Raw genomic sequence first — 13148 nt, forward strand, 5'->3', positions numbered from 1 at the left:
CTTCACGTCCCGGTGCACCAGGCCCGCCCGTGCCGTCGACCTCGTAGGCCAGGTTGCCGAGGCCCTCGACGCCGCGCATCGGGCGGGCCTGGTGCACCGGGACGTGAAGCCCTCCAACGTCATCACGCTCCCCAATGGGTTCGCCTACCTCATCGACTTCGGCATCGCCCGCGGCGTCGGCCAGGCCACCATCACGAGCGCCGGTGTGGCCGTGGGCACCTGGGCCTACATGGCACCCGAGCGCTTCTCCGGCACCGAGGACCTCCGGTCCGACGTCTACTCGCTGGCCTGCCTGCTCTACGAAATCCTCACCGGGGCAAAGCCGTTCGCGCACACCGATCCCGTCCAGCAGATGGCCGCCCACCTCACCGCCGACCCGCCCCGCGCCAGCGACCACAGCTCCCTGGTCCCCGCCGCCCTCGACTCGGTGATCGCGCGCGGCATGGCGAAAGACCCGGCCCACCGATACCCGAGCGCCGGAGCCCTGGCCGCCGCCGCCCGCGCCGCGCTGGATTCCGGACCTCCCGCACCCGCGGACGCCAAGAACCGGACCGCCCCGACCGCGAAATGGGATGGCGGAGAACCGCTTCCGGGTTACAGATCGCCCCATCCTGCCTCCACACCCACGCCCACGCCGCGCCCGGTCTTCTCGTCCGACCACCGCGACTCCGGCGCCTCGACTCCGCCGCCCGGCAGGCTGCCCGTGGGTGCGACCCCGCCGCCCGGCAGACGGTTGCCGGGCGCGACGCCGCCGCCCTTCCCGCTGCCGGGTGTGCCGCACGGCTCGGGCGCGGTGTCCTTGCCGTCCGGCACATCGTCCGGTGGGATGCCCGGGGGCGCAACCTCATCGGCCGGGGCGGTGCCGTCCGGTGTGTTCGGTGCGGGAGCCTACGGGTCGCCCTACGCGGGGCAGCCCGCCGGTTTCGTTCCTGCGGGGACGCCGGGGTCGGTGCGGGATCGGCCGCGGGTCAGCGCGTGGCGGGTGCTGTGGTGGATCCTGTTGCCGCTGTTGATCCTGTTCTTCGGGCTGTTCACCGCCGCGGGGATCGATGTGGTGCTCACCGAGAAGGCCGACGGTGCGGCGGCGGCGATCGGAACCGCGATCGCGCTGATGATCTTCGCTGTGCCCCTGGGTCTGTTCATCTGGCTCGCGGTGCGGGAGGTCAGGAAGTTCCGGGGTGCGGGGCGTCGGTGACGGAAGCCGGGAGCGGTGAACGCCGAACGGCGCGACCGGGTTTAGGTCGCGCCGTTAGGGTGCCCCGTCAGCAGTTGCGGAGTTCGGGGCTCTGGTTGAGGAGTTGGGCTCGGGTGGAGATGAAGGTGGTGTAGGTGTCGTTGCCTACCGAGGAGAGGGGGAAGGCCGCTACCCGGTGGCAGTTCTGGAATGCCAGTTTGATGTTGAAGTGGCGTTCGAGGCCGCCGCGGATGGCGTCGGAGGCCATGGCGCGCAGGAGCTGGCCGCGGGCCGTCTCATCGGGCGGTGCGATGGTGTTGTCGGCGAATTCCGCGGTGCCGGAACGCAGATCGGCGGCTACCCGGCTGACCACCTCGTAGGCGTAGGGCAGCGAGTTGCGGACGCATTCGACGAACTCTGCGTCGCTGACTTCACCGCGTTCAGCGCGCTCGAGTAGTGCGGTGGGTACGTCGAGTGACATATCGCTCTCCTCATGGGATGGCGGAAGGTGTCAGCCGATTGTAGATGAAAGCGGTTGTCAATAACTCTGGATTCGCAACGAAAGTGCCCGCTCCAGAGCATTTCTCGCATCCGCCGACAGCTTGCGCACCAGCTCGCCCGCCGGTAGCTCCGGCGCCAGCGAATGCGCCTGACCTGCCCAGAGGTTCACTTCGTCGGCATTGCCCCCGGCCCGCGCGGCGGCCCGCAAAGGCCCGGTGGCGTAATGGATCTCGGGGTAGGCCGCCGGTGCGCCGGTGTGCTCCAGCAGGAACCGGTTGCGCAGCCCGCGTGCCCGCCGCCCGGTGAAGGCGCGGGTCAGCATGGTCGGGGTGTCGGCGGTGATGGCCGCGCGGATCAGCGGCGCGGTCCCGGCCTCGGGGCAGCGCAGGAACGCGGTGCCGATCTGCGCCGCGGCCGCGCCCGCCGCGAGCACCCCGGCGAGCGCCTCACCGGTCGAGATGCCGCCCGCCGCGACGATCGGAACCCCCACGGCCGCCCGCAGCAGCTGCACCAGCGTGAGCAGTCCGAGCGGATCCTCGAGGTCGTCGGCGGGATCGTCCACGAAGGTCCCGCGATGCCCGCCCGCCTCCGCGCCCTGCGCGATGAGCGCGTCCGCGCCGGCCGCGACCGCATGCCGCCCCTCGGCCACGGTCGTCACCGTCACCCACACCTCGGTCCCCACCGCGTGCAGCCGTTCGATCTCCGCGGCCGACGGGCAACCGAAGGTCACCGACACCACCGCCACCGGATCGGCGATGAGCAGATCGAGCTTGGCGTCCCAGTCGTCGCTGTCGTACTTGGCCTCGCCGACGGGGAACTCGCGCGCCAGCTCCTCTATATAAGGAGAGAACCGAGCGGTCGGACTGGGCTCAGAGGGAAAGAACAGGTTGACCCCGAAGACGCGCGAGGTCAGCGCCCGCGTGGCCTTGATCCGCGCGCCCAGTTCGGCGGCCGGGAGATATCCGGCGGCCACGAACCCCAGCCCGCCCGCCTCGGACACGGCCGCGGCCAGCTCCGGTGTGGACGGCCCGCCGGCCATCGGGGCGAGAACTATCGGCGTACCCAACTCAGCGAGAACCATGTCACAAGTGTGCCTCTCGAGTTACCTTTTGTGATCAAGGGTTCGAGTACTCGACCTGGCGTTATCGCACAAAAGGTTGCGGAATGGTCACAACCGAGTACAGTTTCCGTCACAGCGATGCCGAATCGTTACCGGACCCACCGAACGCTAGGACTTGCAGTGCCGCACCACCGAACGACCGCGAACTCCGTAACTGTCATGGATTTGCTTGGTGATTCCGGTGCTGCTCGCACTGGCATCCCGTCTCGTCGACGGCACCGGGCCGATCCCTCCACCGCCGATCGCGTGAAGACCGCCGCGGGCGTGGCCGTCGCCGCCGGTGCCCTCATCGGCACCGCGACGCAACTGGTCCCCGCCCTGGCGCACGCCGCCCCGCTGCTCCCCACCCACGACGAGAAGCCGACCACCATCGGTGAGGACGTCGCGGTCGAGGACACCGCGCTCGAACTGAAGCAGGCACAGCCGGACGCCGCGCCCGTCGCCGAGACGCCGCAGGCCCAGCCGGTCGCCGCCGCCGCCCCGAACCCGGCTCCCTTCGGCCTGCAGAATCTGCCGCCGGAGATCGCCGCGCCGCTGCAGCAGGCCGAGCAGACCCTGAAAACCCTGCAGCAGCAGCTGAATCCGGGCCCGGGCGTGGTCAAGCCGGTCAACGGCCAGCTCACCTCCGGCTTCGGCCAGCGCTGGGGCGCCATGCACTACGGCATCGACTTCGCCGATCCGATCGGCACCCCGATCCACTCCGTCATGGGCGGCACGGTCATCGATGCCGGCCCCGCCTCGGGCTTCGGCCTCTGGGTGCGCGTCAAGCAGGACGACGGCACCACGGCTGTCTACGGCCACGTCAACGACATGTACGTGACCACCGGACAGCGCGTGAACACCGGCGATGTCATCGCCTCCGTGGGCAACCGCGGTAATTCCACAGGTCCCCATCTCCACCTCGAGATTTGGGACGCCGCCGACAACAAGATGGATCCGCTGCCATGGCTAGCCAGCAAGGGCGTTCTCATGCAGCAGCAGTGGGGACCGGACCAGTAGATCGTTCACCGGTACCCACGCCCGGACGCTTTCCGGACCGGCGCACGCCGGTGGGTGCGGTGACGACACTGGACGATCTGTTCGACCCGGCCTCGCTGCCCGGGCGTTCCTACGCGCTGCTCGTACAGCATCCGCGTTCGACCGCGCTCGAAGTGGCCGAGCGGCTGAGCATTCCGCCGCGCGTGGCCGAGGCCGCGCTCGAGGCGCTGTGCCAGCTCGAGGCGGCGGTCCGGCTCACCGACGGCAAGGGCGTGGTGCGTTTCGACGCGCACGCGCCGGAAGCGTTGTCGGAGGCCGAGACTCGCCGCCGCAATCAGGAAATGCTGCGCATGCAGTCGGCCGCCGCGCGCCTGGGTGAGACCTTCCGCTCGGTGCGCCGCACCACCGACGCCGACGGCGCGGTGGTGGCCGTGTACGAACGCCGCCAGCTGCTGGCCGATTTCGAGGATCTGCAGCACACCGCGCACGCCCGCGTGAAGGTGGTGGAACGCGGACCGTTCCTCTCCGATGTGGAGACCGAGGAGCGGATGTTCGAGCTCAAATCCTCGCGCATCCAGGCGGGCATCGACTACCGCACCCTGTACCAGGAGACGATCTATCAGGATCCGGAGCGGTTGCGGCACGTGCTGGCCACCAATGCGGTTGGCGCGCAGGCGCGTACGCTGCCCGATCCGCCCATGAAGCTGATCGTCGCCGACGATCGGCGCGCGGTGCTGGTGCTGCACACCGACGAACGCCGCGGCGACCCCATGGGCGTGCGCGTCGGCCCGTCGCCGACGCTGGACCTGCTGGTCAAGACTTTCGACGCGCTGTGGCTCATGGCCACCCCGATTTCGGTGAATCCCGCTGAGGCGCTGGACGAACGGGACAAGGCGATCCTGACGCTCATGAGCATGGGCGCCACCGACGACACCATCGCGCGCCGCCTGGGCCTCTCGCGCCGAACCGTGGTGCGCCGCACCGCAAGTCTGCTCGAGCGCCTCGGCGCCAGCACGCGATTCCAGGCGGGAGTTCAGGCGACACGCCGCGGCTGGCTCTGAAAAACCCGCCCGGCTCTAACCATTTTGTGGGGCAAGTCACTTCACAGCAACAATCGCTGCAGCTCAGCGATAGTCAAAGCGGATGGCAGCTCGGGGACACTCGTGCGCATCGATAGTATTGATCTCATCCGCTGACCCTCTCGACGTCCCGAGTACAGACGTCAGTTTTCGTGGGTGGTGCCGAGTGCCTTCGGCCTGCGGAAAAGACGGACTCGAGAGGTGATCGCACGCGTATGGATACTGCCCGCCGTTCTGCTCGCGGTACTCGTCGGCGCCGGTCCGGTAGTCCACTCTTCGGACAGCTGCTCACCTCGGCCGTGGAATCGGCCGCAGATGTGACTGCGATTCGTTTCAATCCTACGGGTCTTCCCGCCGATCAGCGTGAGATCAGCTATCGCGACCTCGACGCGCGCTCCTCGCAGTTGGCCCGGGAACTCATCGGCCGCGGTGTCGGGCCCGGCGATATGGTCGCCATCGGCATTACCCGCTCGATCGAGTCCGTACTGTCGGTCTGGGCCATCGCCAAGACGGGCGCGGCGTACGTGCCGGTCGATCCCGCCTACCCGCCGGACCGCATCGAACACCTGCTCACCGATTCCGGCGCGGTGCTGGGCCTGACGACGCGGGAGTACCGCGGCGCGCTGGGCACCGCCGCCGAATGGCTCGAACTCGACGAGCCCGCGCAGGCGGAGCGGATCGCCGCGCAGCCCGATCACCCCGTCTCCTACGCCGACCGGCTGGGCGTGCTGACCGAACAGCATCCGGCCTACGTCATCTACACCTCCGGCTCGACCGGTAAGCCCAAGGGTGTGGTGGTCACCCACTCCGGCCTGGCCGGGCTGGTCGCCGCCGAGCGCGAGCACTACGGGGTCGCCGCGGATTCGCGTGTGCTGCACGTCTGTTCGCCGAGCTTCGACGTCTCGGTGCTGGAACTGCTGCTGACCTTCACCGCGGGTGCGACCCTCGTCATCGCGCCGGCCGGGGTCTTCGGCGGCGTGGAACTGGCCGAACTGCTGGGCCGCGAGCGGGTCACCCATGTGCTGATCACGCCGGGCGCGCTGGAATCGGTGGATCCGGCCGGGCTGGACCAGCTGCACACCGTGGTGGTCGCGGGCGACAAGTTCGGGCCCGAACTGGTGTCGCGGTGGGCGAGCGACACCCGGTCCTTCTACAACGGCTACGGCCCGACCGAGGCCACCATTCTGGCCACCTCGAGCGCGCCGCTGCTGGCGGGCGAGGCCATCACCATCGGCTCGGCCATTCCGGGAGTCGGTGCGTACGTGCTGGATTCGCGGCTGCGGCCGGTGCCGGACGGCGTGGTCGGCGAGCTGTACCTGTCGGGTCCGGCGCTGGCGCAGGGGTACAACCGGCGGCCGGGCCTGACCTCGGAACGCTTCGTGGCCAGCCCGTTCGGCGAGGCCGCGGGCGCTCCCGGCGCACGGCTGTACCGCACCGGCGACCTGGTGCGCCGCACCCCGATCGACGCCGAGAACCCGGGCGTCATCGAATACCTGGGCCGCTCCGACTTCCAGGTGAAGATCCGCGGCCTGCGCATCGAACTGGGCGAGATCGACAATGCCCTGAGCGCGCACCCGGATGTGGATTTCGCTGCCACCCTGGGCAAGTCGCTGCCCTCGGGCGCGACCGCGCTGGTGTCCTACGTGCTGCCCCGGCCGGGCGCGAGCCTGGACACCGCCGCGCTGGCCGCGCACGTCGGCGAATCGCTGCCCGCGTACATGGTGCCCACGGCCATCGTGGTGCTCGACGAGATCCCGCTGACCCCGGTCGGCAAGCTGGATCGAAACGCCTTGCCGGAGCCCGTTTTCGCGGCGCGTGAGTTCCGTGCGCCCTCGACCCGCGCCGAGGAGATCGTCGCGGAGGTCTTCGCGGCCCTGCTGATTCCGGACAACCCGGATGCCCGGGTCGGCGCGGACGACGACTTCTTCGAACTCGGCGGCAACTCGCTGCTGGCCGCCCAGGCCGCCGCCCGCATCGGTTCCGCACTGGGCGTGCGGGTTCCGGTGCACCTGCTCTTCGACGGGGCGACCGTGGCCGAGCTGGCGCGGCGACTCGACGCGGATGCGGGGAACACTCCGACCGGACCGGCACTGGGCACGCTGCCCCGCCCGGATCGGGTGCCGCTGTCGTTCGCGCAGCAGCGCATGTGGTTCCTCAACCGCTTCGACCCGAACAGCGCCGTGGACAATATGCCGCTGGCCGTACGCCTCACCGGCACGCTGGATGTGGACGCCATGCGGGCCGCCGCCGCGGATCTGGTTGCGCGCCACGAGGTCCTGCGCACCGTCTACCCGGAGGTGGACGGCGAGGGCTTCCAGCAGGTGCTGCCGCTCGACGATCCGCGGGCCCTGCCCGAGCTGCCGGTCGTCGATATCGAGGCGGCCGATATCGTGGCCGCCGTGGCCGAGGTGGTCGGCGCCGGATTCGACGTGACCGCCGCGCCGCCGCTGCGCCTGCGCCTGCTGCGCCTCGCGCCCGACGAGCACGTGCTGGTGGCCTCGATCTATCACATTGCCGCCGACGGCGTTTCGATCGGCGTGCTGGCCCGCGACCTGGTGTCCGCCTACGCCGAGCGCATGCGGGGCGCGGCCCCGCAGTGGGCGCCGCTGCCGGTGCAGTACGCGGATTACGCGGTGTGGCAGCGGGAATCGCTGGGCAGCGAGGACGATCCGGATTCGCCGCTGGCCCGCCAGATCGCCTACTGGCGCGAGGCGCTCGCGGATCTGCCGGACGAACTGGTGCTGCCGTGGGATCGGCCGCGGCCCGCCGTGGCCTCCTACCGCGGCGGCACCCACGCCTTCCGCCTCGACGACGAGATCTACGCGGCCGCACGGCGATTCGCCGAGACCCGCAACACCACGCTGTTCATGGTCATGCACTCGGCGCTGGCGCTGCTGCTGGCCCGGCTCTCCGGCACCCGCGATATCGCCATCGGCACGCCGGTGGCCGGGCGCGGCGAGGCCGAACTCGACGACCTGATCGGCATGTTCGTCAACACCCTGGTGCTGCGCACCGATATCGACCCGGCCGCCTCCTTCGAGGACCTGGTCGGGCGGGTGCGCGAGACCGATGTGCGCGCCTTCGACCACGCCGACGTGCCGTTCGAGCGCCTGGTGGAACTGCTGGACCCGGCCCGCTCACAGGCCCGCAACCCGCTGTTCCAGGTCATGCTGACCTTCCAGAACATGGCCCCGACCCGCCTGGAGCTGCCCGGGCTCACGGTGGCGGGCGCGAATCTGGAGATCCCCTTCGCCAAGTTCGACCTGCAGCTGACCCTGCAGGAGTCGCACGACGAGCAGGGCGACGCGACCGGCATGGCCGCCGAATTCTCCTACGCCACCGACCTTTTCGATCCGGCCACGGTCGCCGAGCTGGCCGCGCGCCTGCAGCGGGTGCTGGCCGCGGTGACCGCCGCGCCGGACGCGCCGGTCGGCGATCTCGCGCTGTTCTCGGCGGGGGAGCGGCAGCGGGTGCTGACCGACTGGAACGCCACCGCCTTCGACGTCGCGGCGACGCTGCCGGAAGGCGCCGCGGCGACCCTGGGTTCGCGCTTCGACGCCCAGGTCACGGCCACCCCGGACGCCGTCGCGCTGATCTTCGAGAACGAGACGCTCACCTACCGGGAGCTGTCCGAGCGGGCCAACCGCCTGGCCCGGCTGCTCATCACCCAGGGTGTGGGACCGGAATCGCTTGTCGCGCTGGCCATGCGCCGATCCACCGAGCTGGTCGTCGCCATGTACGCGGTGCTCCAGACCGGTGCGGCGTACGTGCCGCTGGACCCGGATCAGCCGATCGACCGCATCGGCCACATCCTCGACACCGCCCGCCCGCGCCTGCTGCTCACCACCGAGCGCGACGAATTCGACGTCAGCGCACGGGATGTCACCACCTTCACCATGGAGCGGACCGAGACGGCGGCGCTGGCCTACAGCGCCGCGCTCGTCACCGATGCCGACCGCACCCGGCCGCTGCGACCCGGGCACACCGCCTACGTCATCTTCACCTCCGGTTCGACCGGCCGCCCCAAGGGCGTCGCCGTCGAGCACCGGGCCATCGTGAACCGCCTGGTGTGGATGCAGCACGAGTACGGCCTGACCGCCGAAGACGCTGTGCTGCAGAAGACCCCGGCGACCTTCGACGTGTCGGTGTGGGAGTTCTTCTGGCCCTTGCAGACCGGTGCGCGGCTGGTGGTCGCCAAGCCGGACGGGCATCGCGATCCGGTGTACCTGGCGCAGATCATCGCCGAACAGGGCGTCACCACGGCGCATTTCGTGCCGTCGATGCTCTCGGCCTTCGTGGCCACGCTGGACACTGACAGCGAGCTCGCCGCCGCGGGCCGACGATTGCGGCAGGTGTTCGCCTCGGGTGAGGCGCTGCCCGCGCCGACCGCACGCCAGTTGCGCGAGCTCACCGGTGCGCGCCTGCACAACCTGTACGGTCCCACCGAAGCCGCGGTCGACGTCACCTACCACGAGGCCACCGACGCCGACACGGTCTCCATGCCGATCGGCCGCCCGGTCTTCAATACCCGTGTCTACGTGCTGGATTCGCGGCTCAACCCGGTGCCGGTCGGCGTCGCGGGCGAGCTGTATCTGGCTGGCACGCAGCTGGCGCGCGGGTATGTCGAGCGGCCGGACCTCACCGCGGACCGCTTCGTCGCCGATCCGTTCGGGACGGGCGAACGCCTCTACCGCACCGGCGATCTCGTGAAGTGGAACGCCGACGGTGAGCTGGAGTACCTGGGCCGCACCGACTTCCAGGTGAAGCTGCGCGGCCTGCGCATCGAGCTGGGCGAGATCGAGGCCGCGCTGCTGGCGCAGCCGGGCGTCTCGCAATCCGTCGTGGTGGTGCGCGCCGACGCCCACACCGGTGATCAGCTGGTCGGCTACGTGGTGGCGGATGCGGCGACCACCGCCGAGGCGCTGAAGGCCGGTCTGGCGCAGGCGCTTCCGGCCTACATGGTCCCGGCCGCGATCGTGGTGCTCGACGAGTTCCCGCTCAACGCGTCGGGCAAGCTGGACCGCAAGGCCCTGCCCGCCCCGACCTTCGAAGCGCGCGCCTTCCGCGCCGCGTCGAACCCGATCGAGGAGATCGTGGCGGGCGTATTCGCTGAACTGCTCGGCGTCGACCGGGTGGGCGCGGACGACGACTTCTTCGACCTGGGCGGCAACTCGCTGGTCGCCACCCGGGCGGTGTCGCGCATCAACGCGGCCCTGGAAACCACCGTGGCCGTGCGCGAACTGTTCGAGACCGCAACGGTTTCCGGGTTGGCGGCCCGCATCGTTCCGGGCAGCGCCACGGGCGCGCGCCCGCAACTGGTCGCCGGTGTGCGTCCGGCGCGGGTGCCGCTGTCGCTGGCGCAGCAGCGCATGTGGGTGCTCAACCAGCTCGATCCGGAGTCCCCGGCCTACAACATCCCCATGGTCATCCGCCTCACCGGCGCACTCGATGTGCCCGCGCTGCGGCAGGCCGTCGAGGACGTGCTCACCCGCCACGAGGTGCTGCGCACCCGCTATCCCGAGTCGGCCCCGGGCGCGCCGGCCTACCAGGAGATCCTGTCGGTCGCCGACGCGCTCCCGACCGGCCTCGAGGTGGAGCGGGCCACCGATATCGGCGGCCGTATCGCCGAGCTGGTCGGCACCGGATTCGATGTGGCCCACAGTGTTCCGGTGCGGATCCGCCTCATCACCGGCGACGATCCGGACGACTACCTGCTGGTCCTGGTCGCCCACCACATCGCCGCCGACGGCGCGTCCATGGCGCCGCTGGCCCGCGATCTCATGACCGCCTACCTGGCGCACGCCGCCGGTGACGCGCCCGCGTGGACGCCGCTGCCGGTGCAGTACGCCGACTACGCGGTGTGGCAGCGCGCGACCGTCGGCAGCGAGGACGACGAAAACTCGACCGCCGCCGCGCAATTGGCCTACTGGCGCGATCAGCTGGCCGGACTGCCGGTCCGCCCGCTGCTGCCGCTGGACCGCCCGCGCCCGGCGGCCGCCGCCATGCGGGGCGCGCTGCTGGACTTCAGCCTGCCCGCCGAGGTGCACGCCGGGCTGAATCAGGTTGCGCGCCAGCACAATGCGTCGCTGTTCATGGTCGTCCACGCGGCGGTGGCGGCCTGGCTGTCGCGGCTGTCGGGCAGCTCGGATGTCGTTATCGGCACCGCGGTCGCCGGGCGCGGCGAACGCGCGCTGGACGATCTGGTCGGCATGTTCGTCAACACCCTGACCCTGCGCACCCGGGTCGACGCGACGGCCCCGTTCGACGAGCTGGTCGAACGCGCCCGCGAGACCGACCTCTCGGCCTTCGCGCACGCGGACGTCCCCTTCGAGCGGGTCTCGGAGCTGGCGGCCCCCGGCCACAGCACCGCGAATCCGCTACTGCAGGTGGTGCTTTCGCTGCAGAACACCGAGACCCCGGTGCTGGAACTGCCGGGCCTGACCGTCGCCGCCGTCGAAACCGGCCTGGCCACGGCCAAATTCGATCTGCAGATCAGCGTCGAACCGCGCCCCGGCGTGGACGGCGCGGCGGGCGAGCTGGCCGTGATCCTCAACTACGACACCGACCTGTTCGAGGAAACCTCCATCGATTCCTTCGCCCGGGCACTGGAGCGGATGCTGACCGCGGTCGCGGCGGACCCGCAGCTGCCGGTCGGCGATATCGTCCTGCTGGACGCGGTGGAATCCGCGGTGGTGCAGTCGATTTCGCAGCCCGTGCCCGAGCCCGCCGGGGTCGTCGTGCGCGGTGCGGCGCTGGCGCAGGTGCTCACCTCCGCCGCCGAGGACGATCCGGAGGGCCCGGCGGTGGTGTGGGGCGAGGAGTCGCTGACCTACCAGGACCTCGACGCGCGCTCCTCCCGCCTGGCCCGGGTGCTCATCGCCCGCGGCAGCGGCCCGGGCACCGGCGTCGCGGTGCGTCTGGAACGCGGTGTGGATCAGGCGGTCGCGGTGTGGGCGGTGCTCAAGGCGGGCACCATGCTGGTGCCGTTCGCCGCCGCCGAGGCGCCGGGCCAGGACGTGAAGGTCGGCATCACGGTGGGCCTCGCGCCCGAATCCGTGTCCGGCATCGACTGGGTGGTGCTCGACGATCCCGAGACGGCCGCCGAGATCGCCGCGGAATCGGCGCGACCGGTCACCTACGCCAATCGGATTCGCGCCCTGCGCGGCGACGATGCGGCGCGCGGGTCGGCGGACGGCACGCTCACCTACGACGGCCTGGCCGCCGTGGTGGACCGCGCCCGCAGCCTGGACCTCACCTTCGAATCCCGCACCTTCCACCACGGCGCTCCGGATTCGGCGCTGGCCATGATCGAACTGGTCGCCGCGGGCGCGGTCGGGGCCTCCCTGGTCCTGGTCGATCCGGAGTCGGGAACCGCCCTCTCCGAGGCGCTCGGCGAGGAATGGGTGACCCACCTGTTCACCGAGCACGCTCTGCTGCCCGAGCTGGATCCCGCTCCGCTCGAGGATCTTCGGGCGCTGGTGCTCGACGCCCCGACCCCGGCCGCCGAGGCGTGGGCGGAGCACGCCACCGTCCTGGTGCTGCCCGAATAGGCCGCACCCACATCACCGAGGCCGCCGCCGGAATCACCTCCCGGCGGCGCGTACGGTAGCTACCGTCGAGTAGTTGTGGCTCGGATCACAAGCCGCAACGACCTGGCGGGGGCTCCGATAGTCCCTCCGGTTCGAACCGCCGCACCTGCCCCGCGCGGATATGCTGTGCCCGGTTCGCCCGGCCGCGCGGTCTGGTCGGTTCGGGCCGGTCGAAGTTTTTCGACGCGTGTGGATTTCTGTAGCTGTGAGGTGAACAACAAGATGGATACTGCTCGCAGATCAGCTCGCGGTGGTCGCCGTCGCCGTTCCGGCAGCCCCTTCCTGGGGCAACTGCTCACCGCCGCGGTCGAATCCGCCGCCGATGCCGTCGCCGTCAGCTTCAACCCCACCGGAAATCCGGCGGATCTGCGCGAGCTCACCTACCGCGAACTCGACGAGCAGTCCTCACGCGTGGCCCGCGAACTGATCGCGCTGGGCGTCGGCCCGGGCGATGTGTGCGCCATGGGCATCGCGCGCTCGCTGGAATCGGTGCTGGCCATGTGGGCCATCGTCAAGACCGGTGCCACCTATCTGCCGGTGGACCCGACCTACCCGGCCGACCGCATCGAGCACATGCTCACCGATTCCGGCGCGAAGTTCGGCGTCACCCTGGCCGCCCACCGCAAGGGGCTCGGCACCGCCGCCTACTGGATCGAACTCGACGATCCGGCCCGCGCCGAGCGCATCGCCGCCCGGACCGCCCACAC

7 protein-coding genes are annotated in these 13148 nt (G+C 70.6%); 5 read left to right on the forward strand and 2 right to left on the reverse strand.

Going from position 1 to position 13148, the window contains the following annotated elements:
• The coding region (locus ACAM49_RS33655; protein WP_369639584.1) for a protein kinase at nt 1-1195 on the forward strand (1195 nt) is incomplete at its 5' end.
• 67 nt (nt 1196-1262) lie between these two features.
• On the opposite strand, the gene ACAM49_RS33660 is transcribed toward ACAM49_RS33655, so the two are convergent.
• Together ACAM49_RS33660 and ACAM49_RS33665 are read right to left on the reverse strand one after the other, a co-directional pair.
• Nucleotides 1263-1655 carry an SCO5389 family protein gene (locus ACAM49_RS33660; protein WP_040812982.1) on the reverse strand — a complete coding sequence of 131 codons (393 nt, stop codon included), beginning with the start codon at nt 1653-1655 and terminating at the stop codon, nt 1263-1265.
• 57 nt (nt 1656-1712) lie between these two features.
• Nucleotides 1713-2756, reverse strand: a complete 1044-nt coding sequence (locus ACAM49_RS33665; RefSeq protein ID WP_369639585.1) for a nitronate monooxygenase — start codon at nt 2754-2756, stop codon at nt 1713-1715.
• A 285-nt stretch (nt 2757-3041) separates the two neighbouring features.
• Between ACAM49_RS33665 and ACAM49_RS33670 the strand changes: the two genes are divergently transcribed.
• From ACAM49_RS33670 to ACAM49_RS33685, 4 genes are all read left to right on the forward strand, one after another.
• Nucleotides 3042-3794, forward strand: coding sequence for a M23 family metallopeptidase (locus ACAM49_RS33670; protein ID WP_369639586.1), 753 nt, complete (start codon nt 3042-3044; stop codon nt 3792-3794).
• Nucleotides 3795-3853: 59 nt separating this feature from the next.
• Nucleotides 3854-4834 (forward strand): helix-turn-helix transcriptional regulator, encoded by a 981-nt coding sequence (locus ACAM49_RS33675; RefSeq protein ID WP_040812987.1) that lies wholly within the window; start codon nt 3854-3856, stop codon nt 4832-4834.
• Between the two features lie 233 nt (nt 4835-5067).
• Nucleotides 5068-12402: an amino acid adenylation domain-containing protein gene (locus ACAM49_RS33680; protein WP_369639587.1), complete on the forward strand. Its 7335-nt coding sequence runs from the start codon at nt 5068-5070 to the stop codon at nt 12400-12402.
• Nucleotides 12403-12663: 261 nt separating this feature from the next.
• Nucleotides 12664-13148: AMP-binding protein (locus ACAM49_RS33685; RefSeq protein WP_369639588.1), on the forward strand; the 485-nt coding region annotated here is incomplete at its 3' end.

The organism is Nocardia sp. JMUB6875, assembly GCF_041154655.1.
In the GTDB taxonomy this organism is placed as follows: Bacteria; Actinomycetota; Actinomycetes; order Mycobacteriales; family Mycobacteriaceae; genus Nocardia.

Bases quoted from the DNA above. Each gene is read 5' to 3' on its own strand.
- ACAM49_RS33660 (WP_040812982.1), bottom strand. From the start codon at position 1,655: ATGTCACTCGACGTACCCACCGCACTACTCGAGCGCGCTGAACGCGGT.
- ACAM49_RS33665 (WP_369639585.1), bottom strand. From the start codon at position 2,756: ATGGTTCTCGCTGAGTTGGGTACGCCGATAGTTCTCGCCCCGATGGCC.
- ACAM49_RS33680 (WP_369639587.1), top strand. From the start codon at position 5,068: ATGGATACTGCCCGCCGTTCTGCTCGCGGTACTCGTCGGCGCCGGTCC.